Genomic DNA, 26,609 nt, shown 5'->3' on the forward strand with positions numbered 1-26,609 from the left:
TATAGCAACTCCATCAACGGCTTGCATAATAATATCAGCATCATTAACATGATGAGTAGGATAATAACGCTCTAAGGTTTGCACTTTAAATTCCACAGGAATTGATAAATGAGTATATGGACGGTTAATAGCCCCTTTTGTTAACGTAAACAATGTTAAGCATGTGCCTATTATTAGAATACACAACCCAATATCTATCAATACCTTAGTAATAACTAGTATCCAATTTCTTTTGATTTCCATTATTAAATGATTTTGATCAATCAAATAAACGGATAATTTTAAATAAAACAACTAATATTTTATGTTTTACATAAAATATTTTAAAATTTACGTTTGGTAAATAGTAAGCCGAATTCTTCCGAAGAATTCTTATCCATTGATTTATGGTGAATTTTATGCGCGCGGCGGATGCCTAATAAATAACGATTATTGGTTTTAAAAGCTTTAAAGCGGTTATGGATAAACCAATCGTGAAAAATAAAATAGATAGTGCCGTACAGGCTAATGCCGGCGCCTATCCAAAAGCGGTAATCTAAAGTTGTATGCCCCAGCCACATCAGGTATAGCGCTATTGTTGCGAAAAGGATGCTGAACGCATCGTTTAATTCCAGTTTGCCATGCCGCTGCTGATGGTGTGTTTTATGGATGAACCAAAGCGGCCCATGAAAGAGGTATTTATGGATAGCCCACGAGAAGGCTTCCATCCCCGCAAGGGTTAATAAAATTATACCCACATTGATCAAAACAACCATATTGCCGAAATTTAGTAATTTGCCTCAACAGTTATGAAACTTAAATTAACCCTGCTGCTCTTATTACCTGCCCTGTTAACACAGGCACAGGATTCATTGTTTGCCCGCCGCGTGGTTGATACACTTACCTCACCCTATTTTTGGGGACGCGGTTATACAAAGGATGGCGTGGGCAAAGCAGCAGGATATATTGAGGCGCAATTTAAAAGCTACGGCTTACAGCCCATCAGCGGCAGCAACTACAAGCAGGAATTCAGCTTTAACGTAAACATCTTTCCCGGCACAATGGAGTTGGCGGTTAATGGCCAAACTTTAACACCGGGAACTGATTTTATTGTAGCACCCGAAAGTACCGGCGTAAAAACCTCAGGTACCTTAACGCAAAAAGACAGCACCCATTTTGTAGATGATGAACACCGCATCGTAGTATCGCTGGAAAAAAAATTGACCTGGTCGGTTGACCAGCGAGTGGCCGATTATACGGGTATACAGGTTGATGCCAAAGCAATAAAGGGTGTGCCCAAAACTATTAAGGTAAATATTGAAAACAGGCTGATCACCAATTTTAAAACCGCTAATATCTGCGGTATGGTGCGTGGTACGACAAAGCCCGACTCGTTCATGGTATATACCGCGCATTACGACCATTTGGGTGGCATGGGCAATAAAACCTATTTCCCCGGCGCTAATGATAATGCAAGCGGGGTGAGTCAGTTGTTAAGTCTGGCTAAATATTTCGCGACACACCCGCAGCGGTACAGTATGGTTTTCATCGCATTTTCGGGCGAGGAGCCGGGTCTGCTGGGGTCTAAATATTTTTCAGAACATCCGCTAATGCCATTAAGCAATATCCGCTTTTTAGTGAACCTGGATCTTAACGGCACAGGTGAAGAAGGTGTTATGGTAGTAAATGCTACCATCCACCCCAAAGAATTTAACCTGCTGCAACAACTTAATAACCAGAACCATTATTTTGTAAAAATAGGCTCGCGCGGCAAAGCTGCCAACAGCGATCATTATTGGTTTACCCAACTGGGCGTACCCGCATTTTATATGTATACCATGGGCGGCATAAAGGCCTACCATGATGTATTTGATATCAGCAAAACTTTGCCATTAAATGGGTATAATAGCCTGTTTAAATTATTGGTGGGATTTGCGGAAGGGTTGATTAAATAGGTTTTGAATATCGAACACCGAATTTTGAATATTGAATGTAGAAGTAAGTGCTTCATTATTCGATATTCAAAATTCATTATTCGATATTAACTTCTACAGTCTGCCTACTGCAAACTTATAACTGCTAACTAAATATGTATCGGCCTGTTATCCGTAGCGGCTAAACAAGCTTCGCGCATGGCTTCGGTATAGGTTGGGTGCGCGTGGCTCATGCGCGAAATATCTTCGGCACTGGCACGGTACTCCATAGCTACTACAGCCTCGGCTATCATATCTGCCGCGCGCGGACCAATCATGTGTACGCCCAATATTTCGTCGGTTGCTGCATCGGCTAATACTTTAACAAAGCCATCCATATCGCCGCTGGCTACTGCCCTGCCGCTCGCGCGGAACGGGAACGAACCTGTTTTGTATTTTACGCCTGCGGCTTTCAGCTGCTCCTCGGTTTGGCCAACGGCTGCAACTTCGGGCCAGGTATATACTACGCCCGGTATCAGGTTATAATTAATATGCGGTTTCTGGCCAACAATGGTTTCGGCAACAAAAGTACCCTCATCCTCGGCCTTGTGGGCCAGCATAGCGCCGCGTACAACATCGCCTATGGCATATACGCCTTTAACGCTGGTTTCCATGTGTTCGTCAACGGTAATTTTACGTCCGCGTTCTTCTACAGTAATACCTATTTTATCTAAACCTAAGCTATCAGTATAAGCTACACGACCAACAGCTACCAGGCAGTAATCGCCTTTCAATTCCTGTTTTTCGCCTTTAGGGTTATCAAAAGTTACGGTAACCTCTTTGCCTTTTACAGTAGCGCCGGTAACTTTATGACCCAGGTAAAACTCCATACCTTGTTTTTGCAATACTTTTTGCAGTTCCTTGCCCAGGCTTTTATCCATAGTAGGGATAATGCCGTCCATAAACTCAATTACCGATACCTTGGCACCTAAACGGGCATAAACCGAGCCCAACTCCAAACCAATAACACCGCCGCCTATTAATATTAAATGCTTAGGCACTTCAGGTAAGGTTAAAGCCTCGGTTGAGGTAATAATGCGTTTTTTATCAATTTTTATAAATGGCAGACTTGATGGTTTTGAACCGGTAGCAATAATGATGTTCTTACCGGTTATCTCCTGGGTAGTACCATCAGCCTTGGTTATAACAATGGTGTTTTTATCTTTAAACGACCCCATACCCTGGTAGCCATCTATCTTATTCTTTTTAAATAAAAAGCTAATGCCACCGGTGTTTTTTAACACTACGTCCTCTTTACGCTTTATCATCTGGCCAAAATCAACCTTTAAGTTGCTTAGCTCAATACCATGTGTTTTAAAGGCATGGCCGGCATTATAATAATGTTCGGACGAGTCAAGCAGCGCTTTTGAAGGTATACAACCCACATTTAAACAAGTACCGCCGTAGGTAGCATATTTTTCAATACAGGCGGTTTTTAAACCCAGTTGGGCACAACGTATAGCGGCTACATAGCCGCCAGGGCCCGAACCGATTACGATAACATCATATTGCATAGTAGTGTATTATTTGGTGTGTAAAGTTAAACATTTCATCAGCCTAAAAAAGCTTATAAACGTCACTTTTTTATGGTATTGGTGTCCTATTATTAGGTTTGCGATATGTACGCATTGCCGTATATTTGATTTTAGATGCAGAAAACAAAAATATCTACCCTGTTTTTCGGGATTTTAATTTTTTTGGCGATTGATTGCAGTGCGCAGTTATTAACCCCGAAATATAAATTTACCCGTGCCGATACCCTGCGTGGAATGCTTACCCCTTTGCGTACCTGCTATGATATTAACTATTACCATTTAAATGTTAAGTTTGATATTGCCCATAAATTCATTAGCGGCAGTAACCTGTTTAAATTTACAGCCACCCGCAACTTTAATAAGCTTCAATTTGACCTGTTTGCCAATTTAAAGATTAGCAGGATAGTATATAAAGGCAAACCCCTCCCTTATAAACGCCAGTATAACGCGGTGTTTGTAACCTTCCCACAAAGTATAAAAAAAGGCAGTAAAGATGAGTTTACCGTTTATTACTCGGGCAACCCTACAGTTGCCGTAAATGCCCCGTGGGATGGCGGCGTAGTGTACAGTACCGACACGTTAGGCAAACCATTTGTAGCCACGGCCTGCCAGGGTATAGGCGCCAGTATATGGTGGCCCACCAAGGACCACCAGGCCGACGAGGTTGACAGTATGCTCATCAGTATTAGCGTACCTAAGGGTTTAAAAGATGTATCAAACGGGAGGTTACGCAAGGTTACGAAGTTAAACAACGGTTATACCCGTTTTGACTGGTTTGTGGCCAACCCCATCAATAATTATGATGTTGCTGCCAACATTGCCGACTATGTACATTTCGGCGATGTATACCATGGCGAAAAAGGTAAGTTAACTACCGATTTTTGGGTGCTACCTCAAAACCTGGAAAAAGCCAAAATACACTTCGGCGAGGGCGTACCGCCTATGCTGAAAGCTTTTGAGTATTGGTTTGGCTCCTACCCTTTTTATGAAGATGGTTATAAACTAGTAGAAACCCCGTACCTGGGCATGGAGCATCAAAGCGCTGTATCTTACGGTAATGGCTATATAAATGGCTATAAAGGCACCGACCGATCAGGCACGGGTTGGGGACTTAAATGGGATTACATCATTGTGCACGAAAGCGGACACGAATGGTTTGGCAATAATATAACCTCCAAAGATATTGCCGACTCATGGATACATGAAGGATTTACCGACTATTCGGAATCTTTATATGTAGAGAGCCAATATGGCAAACAGGCGGGGCAGGAATATGTACACGGACTGCGCACCGGTATTAAAAACGACTTGCCCATTGTAGCGCCTTACAACGTAAACCAGGATGGTCCGCAGGATATGTATAACAAGGGCGCGGTTATTTTAAACATGGTGCGCACTATTATTAATGATGATGATAAATGGCGCGATATATTGCGCGGGCTTAATAAAACCTTTTACCACCAAACCGTAACTTATAATCAGGTGGTTGATTATATAGCTGATCAATCGCATATTAAACTACAGCCGGTTTTTGACCAGTACCTGCATTATACAACCATCCCCGTGCTTGAATTTACAACGATTAAAGGGCAGCTTTATTCACGCTGGATAGCTAATGCCGATGGCTTTGCCATGCCGGTAAAAATACGCGCAAAGGGCGGCGAATATAAATTTATTAGTCCTGCCACACAGTTTACTCCTGTAGGTATTGAGGGTATAACTAAATATAATATAGAGGTGGATACCTTTAATTATTATGTGGGGGTGTTGGTAGACTAGACTATGATTTATAGGATTTTAGGATTGGCAGGATGCAAAATGCTAAAATCACACTCATCTTAAAAATCTTAGTCCCAGCGCTTCAACACTTTCCTGCCCAAGTCATACGTAACCCTAAAGGCTTCCTGGTTATCATTAAAATATCCCGGCGAGAAGTGGAAACTGGCTATGAACTGGCCTTTGATACGTTTAAACAAAAACGGGGTATAAATTACATCCAACCGGTTATAGGTTGATTTTTCGTAGTAGGAGTCGCCGTATACAATATGGCTGCCCTGCCCGGTGTAAAACTCGTCAAACAAAGCAATGCGGTGGTAGCTTAAATATACATTGGCCACAAAGCCTCTGGGCGTTTTAAAACCATCTACACCACGTTCGCGCTCTAACGAGAACATCCCGCCGGCCTCAAAGGATAAAGAATCAAGTCCGGTATTTTTTATATTTAAACCGAGTTTAACTTGTCCGCCCCCATTGTCATTAATATGGTCATTAGGCAACAACACTTCGGCACCGGCATCATGCATCAGCAAAAAATAATGCGAAATATAAAACGGACCGTTAACTGCGGGTTTGTATTTACCCGAAAATCCGAACAAAAACTGTTCGCGCTCGGTAATGGTTTGGCGGCTTAGCCAGTCTATCCAGCCGGTTTCGGTAAAGTGCTCGTTTTGGTATCGCGCCAGCAACCCCTGTACATTGGGGCGGTAATAACGCAAGGTATCCGTTAATAAAGCGCGCGGGTAATCGCTTAGCACACCTTCGCGCGGGAACATACCGGCATTAAACAGCCAGTTTTTACTTTCGTATTTATAATAAGCAACCGGGTCGGCCTGACCAAAAAAAGGTTTTGCGCCAAACTCGTGTAGGGCGTTTACCCCAACCACAAAATGGTTTAGGCTATCTAAATTCAACCCAAAATCGAGCGTAGTGCGTGTGCCCGAAAACGTATGCGACCGTGGGATAAACGCCTTGTACTCGCGGTTATCTAAAAACCCCAGCCCGTTAAAATTAACATCTAAACTTTGCTGCGCCATTGCGGCAGCGCTAAAAAGGGAAACGGCTATAAATAAGTATATCTTTTTAAACATTGTGTTATTGAATAGTTGTATTAATTATACGGCTGTTTTTACCACCAAAAAATGGCGTGGTGCGTATAGAGAACATCAGGTCGTATTTTCCTTTTGCTAAGGGCGGCGTTTTTATATTAAAAACAAACTGCCGGCGCTCGCCGGGTTTTAAAACCATATTATTAAATAAATCGCCTGCTTTTAAGACGTACGCCATTTCTTCGCCTTTAAAAAAACAAGCCTCTAAAACAACCGGATGTGCGGCGCCCGTATTGGTAAAATTAACCGTGTAATTATATGGATTTATAAATGTCAAAACAACATTTTTTTGTTGCCCATTTGTCAAAGTTAACCGTTGAATCGCCGGTTCAATATCAATTTTCTGGTAGGTGCGCACGCTATCCACCCACTCGGCATACCATTTATTATGGGTATGGCGGTTTACAATAGTATCTGTAGTGGCCGGGTTGGGGTCATCCTGCAAAAAATAAACCCGCTTATGCTGAAACTTCTCCTCAATATCCCAAATATCGTATTGCGTATGCCTATAGTTACGCGAGTCGTACGAATAGGCCCGCAAGGAATTGGTGTAATAATTATATTTAGAGGGATCCTGAAAACCATCACTCATAATTACATACGCATCACCTGCTTTGGCTTTTACCTTCTGCGACCAATCTTTAAATCCATAATAGCTTTTTATCTGCCCCACCTCAGTAACAAAATGAAAGTCGCACATAATGCATATCCTGACTATAACAATTAAAATCACGTTAATTATGGCAGCCGGGTAAAACCAACCGGGTATGCTGCCTTGTTGGGTAAAATATATTAATGATAGCATGGCAAGGGGGGCAAATGCTATCAGGGTCCAGTGGGGTTGTGCCTCGCCCCTAAAAGTTGATAATAAAAAGAATATAAATGCGCCGGCGCAGTTTACCACAAGGCAGCGGATAAAAGTATCTTTTATTTTTACCTTAAAAGCGGCATAATATAAAAACCAGCCAATAACCGGCCCAGCCATTAATAGCTGACCCGGTATATATAATGCCGTATTATCAGGGTTGTATTTGGATGCCGAACGATCATATAAATGATAGGTTATTGATGGAAAACCATGCTGAACCTGCCATACAATATGAGGTATAAATAATATTAATGCCAGTACAGTAATACCCCAAAAAGTAGGGCGCTTTAAAAGCTTTATGTTTGATGCCAGGGTAAGGAATATTAGCAATACCGCGTGGTATTTACTATAAAGCAGGCAGGCAACTACAATACCCAGCAATAGTGCCAGCAACCAGCTATCATCATCAATATATTTTTGGTAGAGGTAGTAAAACAGCACCGTAAAGAAAAACAACGGCGCATCGGGCGTGGTGGTGAAGCCATAAATATGGATGATAAAAATGCCCGATACCACCAAAATAAATGGAACTGCCTGCACGGCGTATTTTTTTAAAATGAGCCACAGCAGGTATAAAGCCGCGGTACTGCTTAAAACCGTAACCAGGCGCAGACCCAGTTCATTATGCATAACATGATCGCCCAGCCATATAAAAACGGCAACCATAGGTGGGTGGTCAAAATAGCCCCAATCTAAAAATTTGGAGTACATCCAGTAATAAGACTCGTCGGCATGTAACTCTAAAGTATAAGATTGTACGGCGTTAAAAATTGTCCAGCATAGTAAAAACCACCAAACGGGTTTATCAGATAAAGAATTTTTTTTGGCTGACGATAAAGGCATTTACAGGTAATATGTTGCGGGCAAAGGTAAATAATAATGGTGATTACGTAACGCAGGAGCTCGTTAATTAGTATTTAGAATAATTACTAATGCATAGATTATTAATTTAGCACATATTTTAAAGTTATGTTAGAAAAAGCCATCGAAATATTAAAAATGCCCAGACTGGGCATTTTGGAACAAGTTAAAGACCTAAGTATTGAACAGCTTAATAAAATACCTGCGGGTTTTAATAATAACATCATATGGAATCTGGGGCATATTATTGCTGCCCAACAAGGGGTGTGTTACCGCCGCGCCGGTGTTGAAACTGTTGTAAGCGCCGATTTTATGAATACCTATGGCGGAGGCAGTAAACCTGATAATTTTTTAGGCGAGGACCAATTGCGGCTAATAAAGGAACTATATACCTCAACACTTGACCAATTGATTGTTGATTACAACCGCAACCTGTTTGCTAATTACACCGCATGGACAACCCGTTACGGTGTAAATTTAACGAGCATTGATGATGTGTTACAGTTTTTACCTTTTCATGAAGGGATGCATGTTGGGACTATTATGGCGATGAAGAGATTGGTATTAGCCCCCTAACCCCCTAAAGGAGGAACATATTTGACCGTCATCGCTGGCGGGAAGTGCGATAAAAAGAGCGGGCGCAGCAATCTCATCGCATTGACATTAGGCGACGAGATTGCTTCGCTCGCTATAGTCTGCTTGGGCCGCGCGGAAAGACAAAAGCTACTAAACAAAAAGGGTTGAGCAATGCTCAACCCTTTTCTTTATCAGCGTAATCTTAAAATCACTTAAATCAGCGGTCTATACCCCTAACAATAACCTTGCAGGATCTTCCAGTAATTGTTTTACCCTTACCAGGAAGCTTACTGACTCACGACCGTCAACAATGCGGTGATCGTATGACAGGGCCAGGTACATCATTGGGCGGATAACCACTTGGCCGGCTACGGCAACAGGGCGCTCAATAATATTGTGCATACCCAATATGGCCGATTGCGGCGCATTAATTATCGGGGTTGATAGCATGGAGCCAAATACACCACCATTGGTGATGGTAAAAGTTCCGCCGGTCATTTCTTCAATAGTTAATTTGTTGTCGCGTGCCTTCGTTGCTAAAGCTACAATAGCTTTTTCAATTTCGGCAAGGCTCATGCTATCGGCATTGCGGATAACCGGTACCACCAACCCTTTAGGGGCCGATACGGCTATAGATATATCAGCAAAATTACTGTATACCACTTCTTCGCCTTCAATACGTGCGCCTACTGATGGCCATTCTTTTAAAGCCTCGGTAACCGCTTTGGTGAAGAACGACATGAAGCCTAAGCCCACGCCATGTTTCTCTTTAAATTTATCTTTATACTTACCGCGCAGCTCCATAATGGGCGACATATCTACTTCGTTAAAAGTAGTTAGCATGGCAGTTTCGTTTTTAACAGCTACCAAACGTTTGGCAACTGTTTTGCGTAACGACGACATTTTTTCGCGCTTCTCGCTTCTTTCGCCGGCTACAACTGGTGTAGCGGCAGGTGCCGGAGCAGCAGGGGCTTTGGTGTTTTGCGGACTCTCTGATGCTTTCTGTGCATCCTCTTTTGTTATTCTTCCACCAACACCATTGCCATTTACTAATGCAACGTCAATACCTTTTTCGGCTAATATTTTAGCGGCCGCCGGCGATGGGGTGCCCGCAGCATAAGTAGCTCCTTTTTCGGCAGGTGCAGCAGCAACAGGTGCAGCTTCGGCTTTGGCTGCAACAGCAGCTTCGGCTTTTGGAGCAGCAGCAGGGGCGGCTCCGCCTTCTTCAATGCTGCAAACTACTGCGCCAATAGGCAATACATCGCCTTCTTTAGCTATGGTTCTTAATACGCCTGCTTTTTCGGCAGTAAGCTCAAACGTAGCTTTATCTGATTCCAGCTCGGCAATAGCCTCATCCATCGCAACTGTATCGCCATCTTTTTTGATCCAGTTTGATAAGGTTACTTCGGTAATTGACTCGCCTACCGGCGGAACTTTGATCTCTAAACTCATGCTTTAATTATTGTAGGTTTATATGGTTATACGTTTTATGTTGTACGTTATACGGTTGATTATACTTTTTACTACGTAAAACGTATAACGGCAAACTTACAACATCAATCCGCACCGGCGTTAGCCATTTTTTTAGTTGTTTCTTTTATTACTTGCTTTAAAGTTTCGCCCACAGATGTTTCAAATGCTTTACCTATAATTTGCAGTTGCTGCGCGGTATGCTGTTTTGAATAACCGGTAGCGGTACTGCTGCTTTCGGTACGTGATATTACATCCAGTTTTAAAACCTCATCAGTACGGAACTTGCGGCATAAATAAGGCCATGCACCCATATTTTCAGGTTCTTCCTGTACCCAAACAAACTCGGTGGCTTTACCGTATTTAGCTTTAATATCAGCAATTTGCTGTACCGGGGTTGGATATAATTGCTCTAAACGTACAACGGCTACATCATTACGGTTATCAACCTGTTGTTTCTCCAGTAAATCGTAATATATTTTGCCTGAGCAGAATAATACACGTTTTACTTTTTTAGCATCAGCATATTGGTCGTCTATCACTTCCTGGAAACTACCTTTGGTAAAGTCGGCCAGCGGCGATACGCATTTAGGGTTACGCAATAAACTTTTTGGTGTAAATATCACCAATGGTTTACGGAACTCGCGGTGCAATTGACGGCGCAACACATGGAAGAAATTGGCCGGTGTTGTACAGTTAGCCACTTGTATATTGTTATCGGCACAAAGCTCCATAAAGCGCTCAATACGTGCTGATGAGTGCTCAGGACCCTGGCCTTCATAACCATGCGGCAACAACATAACCAAACCATTACCACGCTGCCATTTAGTTTCGGCACTGGCTATATATTGGTCAACTATAATTTGCGCGCCGTTAAGAAAATCACCAAACTGTGCTTCCCAAATAGTTAACGCGTTAGGGTTAGCTAAGGCATAACCATATTCAAAACCTAAAACACCATACTCAGAAAGTAAAGAATTATAAATGCTGAATTTGGCATCGGTTTCAATAGTATCAAGCGGTGTATATTCTTCTTCCGAATCGGCCAGCGTTAATACCGCGTGGCGATGCGAAAAAGTACCGCGTTTAACATCCTCCCCACTTAAACGAACCGGGTGACCTTCTTTTAATAAAGATCCGTAGGCCATTAACTCGCCCATTGCCCAGTCAAACATCTTAGTATCGTTAACCATTTTTGCACGATCCTCAAACAACTTTTCAATTTTCTTGAAAAACTCTTTGTCTTTTGGCAACTGTGTTAAGCTTTTACCAATACTTAGCAATTCTTTCTCTTTAACCGCGGTATTAACCGGGGTCGAGAAGTCTGCCTCTGACGCCAGGTGTAAACCCTGCCATGCGCCGGCAAACATAGGTAGGCTATCTGTAAAGCGTTCTTCCGCTTTAACCTCGTTCAGTTGTTCCTGTAAAAGGTCGCGGAAAGATTTTTCCATCGCTTTAGCTTCATCCAAACTTACGCTGCCTTCATCCAATAATTGTTTCAGATAAATTTCGCGCGGGTTAGGGTGGGCCTCAATAGCTTTGTATAATACAGGCTGGGTAAACTTAGGCTCATCCGCCTCATTATGGCCATAACGGCGGTAACATAATATATCTATAAATACGTCGTCATGAAACGTTTGGCGATACTCCATAGCCATGTTTATTACATAAACCAGGGCCTCTACATCGTCGCCATTAACATGAAAAACCGGCGATAGCACTGTTTTGGCCACATCGGTACAATAAGTACTTGAGCGCGCATCTTTAAAGTTAGTGGTAAAACCTATCTGGTTATTAATAACCAGGTGTATGGTACCGCCGGTACGGTAGCCATCCAGTTTTTCCATTTGTAATACTTCATACACAATACCCTGCCCGGCTATTGAAGCATCACCATGTATCAGTATAGGAGCTATCTTTGAATGATCGCCCTCATATTTAAAATCAATTTTTGAGCGGGTTATCCCTTCAACAACCGGATCAACAGCTTCCAGGTGCGACGGGTTAGGACAAAGGCTTAAGTGAACCTTGTTACCGCTTTTGGTATCCACATCGGTTGAAAAACCTAAGTGATATTTAACGTCGCCGCCAAAATGCGAATCCATATCATAGTTCTTTCCTTCAAACTCCGAGAATATCTCTTTGTAGGTTTTCTCCATGATGTTGGCCAGCACGTTTAAACGGCCACGGTGCGCCATACCAATGATAAATTCTTTAAGGCCCAGTTCGGCACCTTTTTGTATAACCGAATCAAGCGCAGGAATCAATGCCTCGGCACCTTCTAACGAAAAGCGTTTCTGGCCCAAAAATTTGGTACCCAAAAAGTTTTCAAAAACAACCGCCTGGTTAAGCTTGTTCAGCATTAACTTTTTCTCTTCAATATTGAACGAAGGCTTGTTACGGGTTTTTTCCATCCGGTCTTCAAACCATTTTACCTTTATGGGGTTGCGTATGTATTTATACTCCGCGCCGATAGTACCGCAATAGGTTTCTTCTATCATCTGCAAAATATCACGCAGTTTGGCAGGACCTAAACCTATCTCAACACCACAATTAAACACGGTGTCCAGGTCGGCGTCTGATAAACCAAAGGTTTCCAGCTCCTTACCGGGATAATATTTGCGACGTTCGCGTACGGGGTTAGTATCAGTAAATAAGTGGCCCCGGTTACGGTAACCATCTATCATGTTTAATACTTTGATCTCCTTTAAAAAGTGATCAGGTGTTTCGGCGCTTACTGCAGGTGCTTCTGCACCCCGGCCAAAGTCAAAACCTTCAAAAAATTTCTGCCAGCCAAAATCAACCGATTCAGGATTTTGCTTGTATTCTTCGTATAAAGAGTCAATAAAGGCAGCGTTTCCGCTGTTAATATAATTGAGACGATCCATGTGTTTAGAAACCAATCGTTAAAACGGTACAAAAGTAAGCATAACCGCTTATAAACTTTAAATTTAATTTGTAAAATATTAATAGAAACTTGGTAAAAAGGCTAAATTTTTGGTTTGAAATGTTATAAATGTCAGAAAAACATTAATAACGACGGCAACTTAATGATTTTGCTGTTATACCCCCGCCGAACTGAGCAGACTGTCGCCACCGCTGTTTACTACAGGGAGCCAGGTATTTATAAAATCGCTTTGGGTTTCCAGATCATCCGCTGCTTTATTGATGTTAAAATACCGGTTATCCTTAGGGTCATGCGCCATGCCCGCTATAAATGCCCAGTTGCCCCAGTTGCTGGCGGGCGAATAGTCGATGAGTTTTTGTTCAAAATACGCAGCGCCGCGGGTCCAGCTTACTTTAAGATCGCGAACCAGGTATAACGCAACCATCTGGCGGCTGTAATTGTTTATATAACCTGTTGCTTTCAGCTGGTGCATACTGGCATCAATAAATGGTATACCTGTAGTACCTGTTTTCCAGGCTTCAAAAGCTTCATCCTCTGCCGTCCCGGTAAGTGTGTTTTGGCTTAAAGCTTCGGCTTTATAAAATTTCTGCCCATGCTTTTTAAACATGAACCTAAAATAATCGCGCCATAATAACTCCAGTATCAATATATCGCCATGATGGGTGTTGCTGGCCTGTTCATATTTAATAACTTCCCAGTAAACCTGCCGCATGGATATGCAACCCACACTTAGCCATGGCGATAACTTTGAAGAATTATCAGTATACATCGTTGCTTTATGTGCTTTTGTATGCTGTAAAAAGTTGGTGTTTGAAAAATACTGGTTTAACTTACATAACACCTCGGTTTCGCCACCTTTAAATTTATTACTGGAACGCAGGTCGTCAACAGGTTCATCCAAACCCAGTTGTTGCAGTGTTGGCAGTTGGCCCGCATCAGTAATAGGTGGGGTATTTATAGCTTCAGGTGTAGCTACGCATGGCCTGACGCTGCTATCTCGTTCTACCTTTTTCTTGAAGGTTGAGAAGCTGTCAGGTATATCTTTTATAGGGAAAGGCAGATCTTCTTTATGGTATAAGGTATGGCCAATAAAATGTTTTAAGTTGAGTTTTACCTTCCATAAGGCAGTTTCTACCTGTTCGGATATAGCGGTTTCTTCGTATGCTACCTCACGATGATGGTACACCTCGCTTATTTGATATTCTTCGGCAAGTTGCGGTAATATTTCGGCAGGGTTGCCAATACGGATGATGAGGTCGCTGCCCAGCGCTCGTAAATTATGGCGTAAATTGCCTACGGACTCTATTAAAAACCGGGCCCTGAAACTTCCTGTTTTGGGTTCGCCAAAGGTATTTTTAGTAAAATAATAGGGGTCGAAACAATAAACGGGCAGTACTTTATCGGCTTTACGCGTTGCTTCTAACAGTATTTCGTTATCATGAACACGTAAATCATTTCTAAACCACACCAAAATTGTTTTTTCGCTCATATCTGAAAACCCGGGAAGGAGCTAAGTATTTAGACTGGCTACAAATTTGCGATTTATTTATGGTTTATGCACGTGTATCATCAATATTTGACATCGTTTAAACATTTGCTGTGCAATACAGCCAACATAAAGCCTATTGTAGCGCGGTAACATTTATTAGCTGCTGCCTTTTATAACCCAGGCCTCCATTTAAATCCGCACCATTCATTATTATAGTATACCCGGCTTTTTTATCAGCAGTATAAAATGAAACTACAGCTTTGCCCGCCTTATCAGTTACCACATTAGGCTCCCAATACAGGGTTGATCGCATATCTGTACCCATAGCAGTAGTTTTGCTTTTAACCGTATATTTTGGGCTGTAAAATTGCTTGGGTAAGGTAAAAGGCAAGGTTTTGTATAAATAGGTACCGGGTATGGCTTTATAAAACTGTCCCTGTTTTGAACGGGTTGTTATTTCAATATAAGGGTCAGGTTCTTTAAGTAAAGGTTTTTTTAAATATTCTATATTATAGTTTGTTGCGTATTTTGGTTGTTTCATTAACTCAATACCAACTACATCTTCTGCCGAAAAATATTGTAAAATACCTCTCATATAAGTATAACGCTGCATATCAAGCGGAGGCCTTTCCATACCCGGGTCGTAAAAATAGTCCAGATCAAGTCCATCAATTACAATATGCACTTCCCGATTGTAAAGCGTGTAACTTAATCTTAATGGTGCCCTAGAAGAAGCAGGCCAGGGTGTAACTAAAAATCCCGTTATTTTTTGAAGCAACAAATCTTCCATGTTCATTTTACCTGCTTTCTCCATATCCTTTTCGTCCAGTATTAAATCGGCCTCGCCCGGGCCATTCAGATTTTTTGAACCTTTTACCACTTTCTTCGCATTAATAACAACTTCCTTAAGCATATTACCCTCACCGTTATAATTGGCAATGGCTTTTATTTGCGCTACTTTAGTTTTTGAGTTGTTAATGGTGATACTATCACCATTGATATACCACGGTTTTGTAACCTCGCTTAAGCCAAACTCAGGTGGCTTTATTGCGTTCATTTCAATTTTTACATTGTTCTCCTTGCCGTTTTTATTTCTTGCCTGTATCTTGAATAAGGCCGTATCTACCGGAAACAGCCCTTTGAAAATAAACTGACCTTCTTTGTTGGTTATGGTATCTCTAATAGTTAACGGGTGACCGGCGATGAGCGCTACATTAGATTTATATATAGCCGCTCCAAAAGCATTGGTCACCGTGCCATTAACTGTAAACTCCTTTTCCGGCTGAAAAACTATCGGTTTGGTATCAGGGTAAAACACGTCCTGCCAGTTATAACCAACCCAACCCTGGGTTAATAGCAGGTTGTCCAGTTCAGCTTGTTTTTTTGTTGGATCGATGAAATAATAGTTAGGGTTTTCGATATTGCCTTTCAAATCCGAAGTTAGCAGCAGGTTGGATAGGAGATTGGTTGCCAGGCTGTCTGTCTTTACCTGACTGTCATCAGTTACCGCTAATGAGAAGTTGCCCTGCACCGGTTTGCCGTCTTTATCTTTTACCATGATGGCTAAGGCTACGCTGTCGCGGATAGTATAACTTGGTTTATTGGTAGCTATACTGATATTTAGTTCATCGTGATGGTTAATAAACACCTGTCGTTCGTTAATGGGTTCGTGGTTACTGTTTATCAAGGTAAACCTTGCTATTCCTGTAGGGAATTGATTTGCTGCCGCTGTTTTGATTTGCTGGCTGTTGTTGCTGAGATCGATGGTTTGCGCATAGCATACTACGCCTCGCGACTGGCCTATCAGGTTGTAGGTGGTTGGAGAGGTTGTAGTTGTTGTAGAGGTTGGAATGGTTGTTACTGTTATTTGTATCGAGTCTGCTGTTTGGGTTAGTTTTAGTGTGGTGCCTGTTGGGTTTATTGTTGGTAAAGTGTAGGTTTTGGTGTTGTTGGGTATTTTGGCAGTATAGGTCTCGTTCGCCTTGGGTGTAAAAGTGAAACTGCCCATACCCGCATGGCTGGTTTTAAACTGGGCTACTTCCTGTTGTTTGCTGTCGGTTATAGTTCCTGTTATATTCGCTCCCTTGCCATCCTCGGCTATGGCTTTTACGCCTACTTTGCTGGTTATACCGGCTATAAGGTTCCCTCCCTCGGGCATAAACTGGATATCGGTGTTCTCTGGTCTGTTTATGGTTACCGGGATGGTCAGTTCTTGTGTACTTGCTGCTGTGCCCTTGCTGATATCCTTTGCTTTGACAGCCAGGTCCTTTATACTCGCTCCTTCGGGGATGGCAAAGCTCACACTTACTGTACCGTCTATCCCCGTCATTACTTTATCTTTGGATACATTCTTCCGCCCGTTCATTACTTTCAGCTGCATATCTTTCAATGCCTGTACATGCCCGTCCAGGCTGGTAAACTGTAGCGTGCTTTCTATCTTCCCATTTTTTTGGGCAAAGGCGGCTTTGATCAACTGGGCATCGCCCCTGGTGGCTGCTATGGTGATGTTCTTTTTAAATACATAGTCTTCCCCAAAATTGCGCTGCCAGTTGGTATAGGCCCTAAAGGTATAACTGCCTTCGGGAATCTCTTTGCCATCCAAAGCTATATCGCCCCAGGCCAGGCCTTTCTCTACAGGTACCATAATACGTTTGGCGGCTTTGCCGGTTTGATCATCCAACTCAACATACAATAACCCGCTCCGGTCTGCCGGCGTCAGGTAATCGGCATTTAATAAATAGGCTTTAAACCGCAGGGTATCGCCAGTGGTATAGTAGGGTTTATCGGTTTGTACGTACAGCTTTTCAATAGGTTTGTATTCATGAATGGCGGTAAGGGCACGTATGTAATTCTTCAGGTTTTTGTTAGTGATAGTTAAAGTATCGGGCTGTGCCGCTTTTTGTGCCAAAGCCGCATCAATAGGCGGCAATGTCAAAACAACCCCCGGCGGCATATACTCAAAGGGCAACATCGCATTGATACGTTGCCCCACCATTACACCGCTCCATATTATATTAGGATTATAATAACCATTGTTTTCTATAAGTACTTGTGTTGAATTTGTGTCAATCTGTAAATAGGATGTATTACCCCGATATTTTATAATTAACGGCCTTTTGGGTGCTATATATTTTTCGCCGTTATAAGCTTTAACCAGGTAATTATAAAAATCCCTTTCTCGTATTCTTTTATCGTCCATATAAACCTTACCGTAACGCTTAATACCGGCCGCTATTGTTTGGGCAGAATTATAGCTGGTATCAGAGATAAAATAATTATTTTTTTCGAGGTTATTTGCCCAAAGTGCTCTGATAAAGTGCATCCTTGAGCCAAAATAAGCCGCGTCTCGTGCTTTATGTATTTTTTTTACATCATTTGGGGTTAGTCCGGCTGTATCTTCTTTAAAAAAATAATTACCCTCATAGCGTATTTCAACAGGTGAGTATTTAAAATAGGATAAAAAATAAGTGAGCTTATAACCCAGCTTTTTATTATAGATAACCAAGGGCTGACTTGCGTCGGCCTCTAATGTTCCTGTTTTTTTATGATAGGTAAAGTTTATGTCCTCGGTATTGCTTATCACACAATTTTTATTGGTTGAGCCGATAAACTGGGTAAGAAATATCTTTAATTGCTCTTCCCTACTCATCCCGCCAATAACCACCTCTTGTAATACCAATGGCTTTACCTTTAGCGCAACGTTTAAATTGCCATTGCTATAATTATCAATTGTTTGCGATTGATAACCTACACAGCTAACAATTAACGGGATGTTTTTTTCGGCGGTGCTTAAAGAAAATTTACCTTCGCCGTTGGATGTTGTGCCTTTTGATGTACCGTTTAAATAAACGCTTGCATTAGGTATGGGCTTACCGCTATCAGCATCAACTACGCGGCCTGTAATTACCTGCGCTTGTACGCAAACAGCTAAAAACAAACAAAACATTAAAATAAACAGGCCATTAGGTTTCATTAAAGTGGTAATTATAATTGAGAGTATGCTACTTAGGGTAGGTGGCTTAACAAATATATAAATACATTATAATATAACTAATGTTGTAGGTAATTATTTTTTTCAAGAAATAATTGTATTCTTACCATTAAAAATAAATTCAAAATGAAACTTAACAACGTATTTGTACACCAGGTATATTTTTGGTTAAAAAACGAGGCCGATCAGGCTAAATTAATAGAGGGCATAAACACGCTGGCGGCTATAAAGGGCTTAAAACAAATTCATATTGGTGTAACTGCCAATACGCCGCGCGAGGTGGTTGACAATACCTACCACGCTTCGCTGTTAACTATTTTTGATAATAAGGAAGCGCACGATGTTTACCAGGATGACCCTATACATCACGAATTTTTGGCCAACTATGTAAAGCCGTTGGTTGCTAAAGTAGTGGTGATGGATAGCGTTGATCCTAATTGATCATATTGCCTTTCAGGTCGATTTTGCGGGCGAAGGGGTTTAAAAATTTATTGACCAGCACGGCAAATTCTAACCGCGTAATGGGGCGACTCTTATCAAATGCTAAAGTAAATTTATATTTATCCTGCCAGTCTTTTTGAAGATCTACCTGTAAGGTTTCCGGATCGGTAAGCGTAAACTCGCTGATGAGCGACAATGTGTTGCCTACGGTAAATTTTTCGCCGGGTTTTTCCTTATCAAACCATAAAAAAGCGCGGCTGTAAATTTCCGTTAGTACGGGTTTTATTTCGGCGGTGGTAACGGGGGTATCGGGCATAAACAGCAGTTCATTGTTTTTTTGCACACCTTTTAATAAACCTGTTGCGCCAATTTGCTGTATGGCGCGTACGTACCTATCATCAGATCTTATATCTGCAAACGGCAGTAATATCCCTTTAAAATCAAGTAGCTCCTGCTGAATGATACGTGGTTTTAAATTCTTTGTGGTAGTTTTAAAAAATGCGCAATAGGCCGCAATACAGCCTACACCCTGGCCTATACGTAGTTGTATGGGTAAATAAGGTCCGCCGTGTGGATCGGGCAATGCTCTCTCAGTAACCAATAAATTATCAGCATCACTGATAACAGCATACCTCATAGGTATGCTATATCCTGGTATTATGCCAAATTCAAAACCAACATCGCGATGCTGATTTTGCACGTGGCCATAATCAGATATAGCTATTGATGTTCTGTAAAGTTCGTCTTTGTTATCGCTATACCCTATAAAAGCAGGCGGAATATTTAACCCGGCTTTTTTTATAGCCTCACCCCTGTAGGTGGCATCAATAACCACTTTGGCTTTTATAAAGTCTGTTTTACCATCTACGGTAATACTTACTTCCCATCCGGTACCATCTTTTTTTATAGCTGTAAACAATGTATTTGTTTTTATGGTTAGATTTTTGACCGTGTCTGCTATACTTTTTAATATGGCTGCGCCTGTATACTCCTCAAATTTAATCGGTGCATTATATGTAGTATCATAACCCGGGGTTGTTTTATAAAATGCCTTTACCCTTTCCCTAAACTCACCCCATATACCTGCTGATAAATTAGGGTTAGTATTTAAAATAGTAGGGATAATGTTATTAGTAGGTATTTTGGCAAGTATATCATCAGGAATATTTACGTACATTTCCATTTCTACCCCCTGCTTGGACATAATAAGTAATGTTTTTACCTTACTCCGCGCACTCTGTATTGCCGCTGCAACCCCGCTGGCCGTGCCCCCAATTACCAATACATCCGTTTTAATAGTTTCGGCATAGGTTAAGGATGTATATAATAAACAAACAGCGAAAAGTAACTTTTTAACCATACGTTGGGGCAATTACAACAAAACGCTAAATTAGCCTAAAGCTTACACAACAAACAAATTATTATGAACGAAGAAGAATTAAAGTACCCAACCGGAAAATTTAAAGTACCTGCCGAATATACAGCCGAAGCTATTACAGGCTGGATAAACGACATTAAAGAACTCCCGGCCAACTTGCGCAAAGCCGTAACCGGCCTAACCGATGCCCAGTTAGATACCCCCTACCGCCCCGGCGGATGGACCGTAAGACAATTAGTGCACCATGTGGCCGATAGCCATATGAATTCCATTATACGATTTAAATGGGCACTAACTGAGGACCAGCCAACTATAAAAGCTTATAAACAGGACGAGTGGGCCAAATTACCGGATTCACAATTACCTGTTGAGCCATCATTGCTTATAGTAGCGGGCGTGCATGAGCGCTTAGTGGCCCTGTTTAATAATTTTACCCAGGCCGACTGGGATCGTACTTTTATTCACCCCGAAACCGGCGCTACCATAACCCTTAAAAGAAACCTGGCCCTGTACGCCTGGCATGGCAAGCACCATTTGGCGCATATTGTTAACTTAGTTAATCAGTGACTGGAGATTAGTGATTAGAAATTAGTAATTAGTAATAAAACGCTATATTTAATTAGTTTTTAATTAAACATATATGACACCTAAATCCTTTTGGCTAATAGCAATAAGATTATTGGCTATTTATATCATTCTTGTATCAATAATGAGCATCCCGCAATGGTTTAGCTTGATAACGTTCGGATATACCTCACCGAATCAACAAGAATCACTTTTACTGGGTATAATCATTTTTTGTTTGGTTGCCATCTTTTACATCATTGTAATTCGGTATTGCCTTTTTAAAACTGAGTATATAATTGATAAGCTTAAACTTGATCATAATTTTGAAGAAGAGCGATTTGAATTAAATATTCCGCATACTGCTATTTTAAAAATAGCGATAATAGTTATCGGGGCTTTTCTTTTCATTGATAATTTCCCTCTGCTTTTTAAGGAAGTTCTGCTTTATATTCAGGTTCAACCTTTATATAGCGGTGTTTTTAAAAACCCTCAAACCGGCCGTGTTGTACTTTATCTCTTAAAGACTTTAATAGGGTATTTTATGTTTACAGACAGCAAAATCATCGTTAATTTTCTTGAACGAAAAAAACAGCAGTCTGACTGAACAAAGAATTCCGTTTTGTCATCCTATGTTTGCATGGGATGACAAGAAATATAAAATGACCTACAAAACTTTTACAAGTATTCAATAACCACATCGTCTGTAACCGGGTGGCCGGTGCAGGTTAGTATCCAGCCCTGGGCCATATCGATATCAGTCAATACATCGTTTACAGACATGGCTACTTTTCCGCTTACACATTTTGCCGAGCAGGCAGAGCAAATACCCGCCTTGCAGCTATAAGGCAGGGGTATATTATTTTGAAGCGCGGCCTGTAATATAGACTGGTTTTCGCCAACTATTAAATCGTGCGTTTCGCCGTTAAAATGTATCTTAATTTTTTGAGGAGGATAGTGGGTTGGTGGGCCGCTAATGGCCACGGTTTCTAATACAAAATTTTCCTTACGTATCTGCCGGGTTTCAAAACCCATATACAATAGGGTGAGCCGTATCATGCGCATGTAAGCAAAGGGCCCGCATAAATAAAATTCGGCACGCGAAAGTTCAAACCCGGCATACCCTCGTACCATTTGCTCCACAATAATATTGCTGAGGCGGTTGCCTTCGCTGCTTAACAGGTAGATAATATTAAGCCTGTCGGGATGCTGCCGGGCCAGTTTATCCAGTTCGGTTTTAAACAATATTGAATCGGTATTCTGGTTACTATAAATTAGTATAAGTCTGCTTTTGCCCGGGCAATTCAATATATATTTTAGCTGCGAAAAGATGGGTGTTATCCCGCTCCCTCCGGCGAAAAGGAAAATGTCTTTTGGCTCGTCAAAAGCGTCAATAGTAAACCTGCCCGATGGCTCAATAATGTTCAGCAAATCACCGGGTTTAACTTTAGTAAGCATGAACCTGGATATTTCACCATTGGCAATACGCTTAACGGTAATGGATAACAAATCCTCATCAGGCGATGAACTAAGCGAGTAAGAACGGCGTATCTCCTCGGCATGATGGGTAAAAACCAGGGTTATAAACTGCCCGGCAATATAATTTATTTTTTTACCCGGCGGAGGCGCTAAATAAAAAGTAGCGGTGTCGGCCGCTTCCCATTTTATGTTTTCAACCTTTACCTGTGGCATACTCAGACTTGTAACACCAGTTTACCAAATTGTGATGACTCGCCCATTATTTTAATGGCCCTATTAGCATCTTGCATCGGGAACACTTCATCTATAACCGGCACTATCTGATGGGTGTTCAGCAAGTTGAGCATAGCCTCAAAATCGGTCTTAGTGCCCATGGTAGTGCCTAAAATTTGCAACTGTTTCCAAAATATTTTGCGGAACGGCAATGCGGGTGATTCTCCGGCGGTAGCGCCAAAACTAACTATGCGTGCGCCGGGGTTAGCCAAATCAAGTACCTTATCAAATTCAGGACCAATGGCACTGTCAATAATAACATCAAAACCACCGGCCAGTTGTTGTAATTGCTGTACCCAATCCTGCGCTTTATAACTTACACCTGCTGCGGCGCCCAATTTTTTGGCCATTTCAATTTTTTCGCCCGTGCCTGATGTTACGAACACCTGGCAGCCTGCGGCTTTGGCCCATTGCAAGGCAAAGGTGCCTGTGCCGCTGCCTACACCTATTATTAATACCTTATCACCTTTATGCAGTTTGGCTTTGGTAAATAAGGCGCGGTAGGCGGTCAATCCCGCCAATGGCAGCGCGGCGGCCTGTTCCCAGGTTAAATGCGTGGGTTTGGGGTGTAGGTATTCGGCTTTGATCTTTACATATTCAGCGAAGGTACCATCCTGGGGCAAACCTAATATGGTAAAGTCCTTACCCTGAAATTCGGGATGATCGCCCCAGTTATTTGAGGGATTGATAATAACTTCTTTATTCAGCCAATCTTTATCAGCATCACTTCCCACTTCGGCAACAAGGCCTGCCCCATCCGACCCTAATATGGTAGGGTATTTAATGCCGGCGTATCTGCCAATGGTTATCCAATAATCGCGGCGGTTAAGGGCGGCAGCTTTAATTTTCACTAATGCCTCCCCGGGTTGCAAAGTTGGTTTCTCCACTTCTTTCCAGGCAAGTGGTTGGTCTTTAGCTTCTAATACAAGGGCTTTCATTTGATTTCGGATATCGGATGGTCAATTTCGGATTTATATTATTAACCGGCAAATCGGTATTAAGGTTTTTACTATAAAACAGGGTTAACACAAGTTAACACATTTTTGTTAATTTTTTTAATTAAGTATTTGATAATGAGATATTTAATTACTTACATCATGCAAAAAGTGTTAACCATGTTTTTTTACTGTCAAAATCGTTCTTTTTGCCTGATGGCTTTTGCTGATCAGCAATAAAAAAAAAGACTTACGAAGTTTTAGAAACTTCGTAAGTCTTCAAATAAATAAGTCTTTTAAATCCGAAATTAGATAGCTTTGCTATATAACTCCGCTACGTGGTTCCAGTTAATCACGTTCCAAATAGCCGCCAGATAATCCGGGCGACGATTTTGATATTTTAAGTAGTAAGCATGTTCCCAAACATCAATACCTAAAATTGGTGTGCCTTTTACTTCGGCAATATCCATTAAAGGGTTATCCTGGTTAGGGGTTGATGTTACCGCCAGTTTTTTATCGGCAGTTACAATTAACCATGCCCAGCCTGAGCCAAAACGGGTAGCACCAGCTTCAGATACTTTGGTTTTCAAATCAGCAAATGAACCGAAAGTGCTTTTAATAGCATCAGCTAACGCGCCTGTTGGCTCGCCGCCACCGTTTGGAGACAATAAAGTCCAAAACAGGCTGTGGTTATAATGACCACCGCCATTGTTACGCACCCCAGCCGGGAATTTTGAAATGTGTTTAATAATATCGTCAATGCTGCTATCAGCCTCTGGCTTGCCTTCAAGCGCCTTATTTAAGTTGGTTACATAAGCCTGGTGATGTTTGCCATGGTGTATTTCCATAGTAAGCTTATCAATATGCGGTTCTAACGCATCGGTAGCGTAAGGTAACGCCGGTAGTGTAAATGCCATAATTATTGTTGTTGAAGTTTAAAAATCGTAAACAAATATAAGGGTTGAAAACGCTTATTGTTCTAAATTAATGTCAAGTTTTTGTTAGTTTGTTGGTTATCGCTTCGTCTTAAAAAACTCTTTTATCATTTCAGAGCATTCATTTTCAAATATTCCGCCCGTTACTATTGTTTTGGGGTGAATTATTTTTTGACCGATGCGGCCAAAACCGCGTTGCGTATCATAAGCACCAAAAACTATTTTACTTAGCTGGAACCAGTATGATGCACCTGCGCACATTACGCAAGGCTCCAGGGTTACATACAAGGTGCAATCTTTTAAATATTTACCGCCCATATAATTAGCGGCTGCCGTAAGCGCCTGCATTTCGGCATGGGCAGATACATCGTTTAACCGTTCGGTAAGGTTATGCCCGCGGCCTATTATCTGTCCGTTACAAACCACAATGGCCCCAATAGGTATCTCATCCTCAGCCAAAGCCAGGCGGGCCTCTTTTAGTGCCTCCTTCATAAAAAAATCATCCGGCGATATAGCCGGCTCATCGCCAAACGTAACGTATCTCATTATATTAATTTACTGCCATTTGGCACAGGTTTATCTATACTGGTTAAAACGATGTCGCCATACTCATCAGCAAAGCCGGTAACCAAAAACTCCGACATAAAATTGGCTATCTGCTTTTTGGGGAAGTTAATAACCCCCACTATCTGCCTGCCGGGTAACTCCTGTTTAGTAAAGTGCCTGGTAATTTGCGCGCTTGACCATTTTATCCCAAATTCGCCAAAATCCACCTTGAGTTTATAGGCTGGCTTGCGTGCTTCGGCGAAGTCGGCCACTTCTAAAATGGTGCCTGCGCGTAGCTCAACTTTTTCAAAATCTGTCCAGGTTATGGTTTGCATAGGGTAAAGGTAGCAAGCTGTTTTTAAAGTGTTAAATAAAACAATAATTATTGTAACATCCTGATTTAACTTGCGTATAAAGCAATATCACAATTAGTTGTAAGATGCCAATTAAACTAAAATCAATACTTATTGTTGCCGATAACAACTCGAGTATTATAGTAGAGGTTAAAAAAAATCCAGTTCGTGTTAATTGTATTAACCGAATTTTTCCCGCGATACATGAACATAAACCCGATGGTATAATACTGGACCATGATTTTCTGGGTAACGATATGGAAAAAATATTACGCCGCTTAATGTCCAACCCGTTTTACAGGGGGATCAAAATATCCTGCTATAAATCAAAACCACATACCCGGGTTGATGGCCTGTTAAAAGCCCTGGGGGTGCAACAATTTATTTATGCGCCGGAGCAACAACAACCTGTGGCTACGCCGGAAAAAACCTTGACCGGAGTTTTAAAAAGCTTTTCTGTAGGTAAATTAGCGTTGCGTTTTATACATTAATCTATCCACTCAAACTTAGTGTAAGGCACCAATACTGCTGGTATTTTAATTCCTTTATCAGTCTGATTATTTTCTAACAACGTAGCCACAATACGCGGCAAGGCTAAAGCGCTGCCATTTAGTGTATGTGCCAGTTGCGTTTTACCCTCTGCATTGCGAAAACGCAATTTTAGGCGGTTGCTTTGAAAAGTCTCGAAATTGGATACAGATGATACCTCCAGCCAGCGTTGCTGTGCCGCGCTCCAGGTTTCCATGTCATAAGTTAGTGCTGATGTAAAGCCCATATCGCCACCGCATAAACGTAATACACGATACGGCAAGCCTAATTTTTGCAGCAAGCCTTGCACATGCAGACTCATTTGCTCCAATATTTCGTATGAATTATCGGGGTGTGCTATTTGCACCACTTCTATTTTATCAAACTGGTGCAAACGGTTCAACCCGCGTACGTGTGCACCATATGACCCGGCCTCGCGACGGAAGCATTGTGTATGTCCGCAATTTTTTACCGGCAGTTCATCAGCCTTTAAAATTACATCGCGGTACAGGTTGGTAATAGGTACTTCTGCAGTGGGTATTAAATATAAATTATCCACCGTTACATGATACATCTGCCCCTCTTTATCCGGCAGCTGACCGGTACCAAAACCTGATGCTTCATTAACCATTAGCGGCAGCA

23 protein-coding genes are annotated in these 26,609 nt (G+C 41.7%); 7 read left to right on the forward strand and 16 right to left on the reverse strand.

All coding sequences use genetic code 11. The annotated features are described in order from the left end of the window. Both ABI367_RS09920 and ABI367_RS09925 read right to left on the reverse strand, forming a co-directional pair. Positions 1 to 243: hypothetical protein (locus tag ABI367_RS09920; protein ID WP_462231791.1), on the reverse strand; the 243-nt coding region annotated here is incomplete at its 3' end. A gap of 80 nt (positions 244 to 323) precedes the next feature. Beyond that, entirely contained in the window at positions 324 to 755 is a 432-nt protein-coding gene (locus ABI367_RS09925; RefSeq protein WP_462231793.1) for a sterol desaturase family protein, read from the reverse strand. A 33-nt stretch (positions 756 to 788) separates the two neighbouring features. Between ABI367_RS09925 and ABI367_RS09930 the strand changes: the two genes are divergently transcribed. Continuing rightward, positions 789 to 1,934 carry a M28 family metallopeptidase gene (locus tag ABI367_RS09930; RefSeq protein WP_462231795.1) on the forward strand — a complete coding sequence of 382 codons (1,146 nt, stop codon included), beginning with the start codon at positions 789 to 791 and terminating at the stop codon, positions 1,932 to 1,934. A 128-nt stretch (positions 1,935 to 2,062) separates the two neighbouring features. Here the strand turns inward: ABI367_RS09930 and lpdA are convergent, their stop codons facing one another. Further along, positions 2,063 to 3,466, reverse strand: a complete 1,404-nt coding sequence (gene lpdA, locus ABI367_RS09935) for a dihydrolipoyl dehydrogenase (protein WP_462231797.1) — start codon at positions 3,464 to 3,466, stop codon at positions 2,063 to 2,065. Positions 3,467 to 3,601: 135 nt separating this feature from the next. On the opposite strand from lpdA, the gene ABI367_RS09940 reads away from it, so the two are divergent. Beyond that, positions 3,602 to 5,266: a M1 family metallopeptidase gene (locus ABI367_RS09940; protein WP_462231799.1), complete on the forward strand. Its 1,665-nt coding sequence runs from the start codon at positions 3,602 to 3,604 to the stop codon at positions 5,264 to 5,266. 68 nt (positions 5,267 to 5,334) lie between these two features. Here the strand turns inward: ABI367_RS09940 and ABI367_RS09945 are convergent, their stop codons facing one another. Both ABI367_RS09945 and ABI367_RS09950 read right to left on the reverse strand, forming a co-directional pair. Then, on the reverse strand, positions 5,335 to 6,354 hold the full coding sequence (locus tag ABI367_RS09945) for a hypothetical protein (protein WP_462231800.1): 1,020 nt from the start codon (positions 6,352 to 6,354) through the stop codon (positions 5,335 to 5,337). A 4-nt stretch (positions 6,355 to 6,358) separates the two neighbouring features. Next, positions 6,359 to 8,083, reverse strand: a complete 1,725-nt coding sequence (locus ABI367_RS09950) for an ArnT family glycosyltransferase (protein ID WP_462231802.1) — start codon at positions 8,081 to 8,083, stop codon at positions 6,359 to 6,361. Positions 8,084 to 8,209: 126 nt separating this feature from the next. On the opposite strand from ABI367_RS09950, the gene ABI367_RS09955 reads away from it, so the two are divergent. Then, complete coding sequence (locus ABI367_RS09955; protein WP_462231804.1) at positions 8,210 to 8,677, forward strand: DinB family protein; 468 nt, start codon at positions 8,210 to 8,212, stop codon at positions 8,675 to 8,677. Positions 8,678 to 8,902: 225 nt separating this feature from the next. On the opposite strand, the gene odhB is transcribed toward ABI367_RS09955, so the two are convergent. The 4 genes from odhB to ABI367_RS09975 form a co-directional block, all read right to left on the reverse strand. Further along, complete coding sequence (odhB, locus tag ABI367_RS09960) at positions 8,903 to 10,129, reverse strand: 2-oxoglutarate dehydrogenase complex dihydrolipoyllysine-residue succinyltransferase (protein WP_462231806.1); 1,227 nt, start codon at positions 10,127 to 10,129, stop codon at positions 8,903 to 8,905. 104 nt (positions 10,130 to 10,233) lie between these two features. Beyond that, a complete protein-coding gene (locus ABI367_RS09965; protein ID WP_462231808.1) occupies positions 10,234 to 13,035 on the reverse strand; it encodes a 2-oxoglutarate dehydrogenase E1 component in 2,802 nt (933 codons plus the stop codon). A 174-nt stretch (positions 13,036 to 13,209) separates the two neighbouring features. Then, on the reverse strand, positions 13,210 to 14,544 hold the full coding sequence (locus ABI367_RS09970; RefSeq protein WP_462231810.1) for a DASH family cryptochrome: 1,335 nt from the start codon (positions 14,542 to 14,544) through the stop codon (positions 13,210 to 13,212). A 133-nt stretch (positions 14,545 to 14,677) separates the two neighbouring features. After that, entirely contained in the window at positions 14,678 to 18,517 is a 3,840-nt protein-coding gene (locus ABI367_RS09975) for a carboxypeptidase-like regulatory domain-containing protein (protein ID WP_462231812.1), read from the reverse strand. Positions 18,518 to 18,661: 144 nt separating this feature from the next. Between ABI367_RS09975 and ABI367_RS09980 the strand changes: the two genes are divergently transcribed. Next, positions 18,662 to 18,976, forward strand: a complete 315-nt coding sequence (locus tag ABI367_RS09980) for a Dabb family protein (protein WP_462231814.1) — start codon at positions 18,662 to 18,664, stop codon at positions 18,974 to 18,976. Here the strand turns inward: ABI367_RS09980 and ABI367_RS09985 are convergent. Beyond that, positions 18,969 to 20,336: an FAD-dependent oxidoreductase gene (locus tag ABI367_RS09985; protein ID WP_462231816.1), complete on the reverse strand. Its 1,368-nt coding sequence runs from the start codon at positions 20,334 to 20,336 to the stop codon at positions 18,969 to 18,971. The genes ABI367_RS09980 and ABI367_RS09985 overlap by 8 nt on opposite strands. A 63-nt stretch (positions 20,337 to 20,399) precedes the next feature. Between ABI367_RS09985 and ABI367_RS09990 the strand changes: the two genes are divergently transcribed. After that, positions 20,400 to 20,921: a YfiT family bacillithiol transferase gene (locus ABI367_RS09990; protein ID WP_462231817.1), complete on the forward strand. Its 522-nt coding sequence runs from the start codon at positions 20,400 to 20,402 to the stop codon at positions 20,919 to 20,921. Positions 20,922 to 20,994: 73 nt separating this feature from the next. Next, the gene (locus ABI367_RS09995; protein ID WP_462231819.1) at positions 20,995 to 21,525 is read left to right on the forward strand and encodes a hypothetical protein; all 531 of its coding nucleotides are present in this window, start codon (positions 20,995 to 20,997) and stop codon (positions 21,523 to 21,525) included. Between the two features lie 71 nt (positions 21,526 to 21,596). Here ABI367_RS09995 and ABI367_RS10000 read toward each other — a convergent pair whose 3' ends face one another. The 5 genes from ABI367_RS10000 to ABI367_RS10020 form a co-directional block, all read right to left on the reverse strand. Beyond that, positions 21,597 to 22,610, reverse strand: coding sequence for a 2Fe-2S iron-sulfur cluster-binding protein (locus tag ABI367_RS10000; protein WP_462231821.1), 1,014 nt, complete (start codon positions 22,608 to 22,610; stop codon positions 21,597 to 21,599). A 2-nt stretch (positions 22,611 to 22,612) separates the two neighbouring features. Further along, entirely contained in the window at positions 22,613 to 23,608 is a 996-nt protein-coding gene (locus ABI367_RS10005) for a quinone oxidoreductase family protein (protein WP_462231823.1), read from the reverse strand. A 305-nt stretch (positions 23,609 to 23,913) separates the two neighbouring features. After that, complete coding sequence (locus tag ABI367_RS10010; RefSeq protein WP_462231825.1) at positions 23,914 to 24,522, reverse strand: superoxide dismutase; 609 nt, start codon at positions 24,520 to 24,522, stop codon at positions 23,914 to 23,916. A 96-nt stretch (positions 24,523 to 24,618) separates the two neighbouring features. Next, a complete protein-coding gene (locus ABI367_RS10015; protein WP_462231827.1) occupies positions 24,619 to 25,086 on the reverse strand; it encodes a nucleoside deaminase in 468 nt (155 codons plus the stop codon). Then, positions 25,086 to 25,421, reverse strand: a complete 336-nt coding sequence (locus tag ABI367_RS10020) for a tRNA-binding protein (protein ID WP_462231829.1) — start codon at positions 25,419 to 25,421, stop codon at positions 25,086 to 25,088. Before ABI367_RS10020 ends, ABI367_RS10015 begins: the two co-directional genes overlap by 1 nt. A 104-nt stretch (positions 25,422 to 25,525) precedes the next feature. Between ABI367_RS10020 and ABI367_RS10025 the strand changes: the two genes are divergently transcribed. After that, positions 25,526 to 25,930 carry a hypothetical protein gene (locus ABI367_RS10025; protein ID WP_462231831.1) on the forward strand — a complete coding sequence of 135 codons (405 nt, stop codon included), beginning with the start codon at positions 25,526 to 25,528 and terminating at the stop codon, positions 25,928 to 25,930. Here ABI367_RS10025 and ABI367_RS10030 read toward each other — a convergent pair. Next, positions 25,927 to 26,609, reverse strand: a 683-nt coding sequence (locus tag ABI367_RS10030; RefSeq protein WP_462231833.1) for an aminoacyl--tRNA ligase-related protein, incomplete at its 5' end; no start/stop codon positions are given. The genes ABI367_RS10025 and ABI367_RS10030 overlap by 4 nt on opposite strands.

Origin of the sequence: Mucilaginibacter sp. (assembly GCF_039935595.1) — a bacterium.
Taxonomy (GTDB): domain Bacteria; phylum Bacteroidota; class Bacteroidia; order Sphingobacteriales; family Sphingobacteriaceae; genus Mucilaginibacter.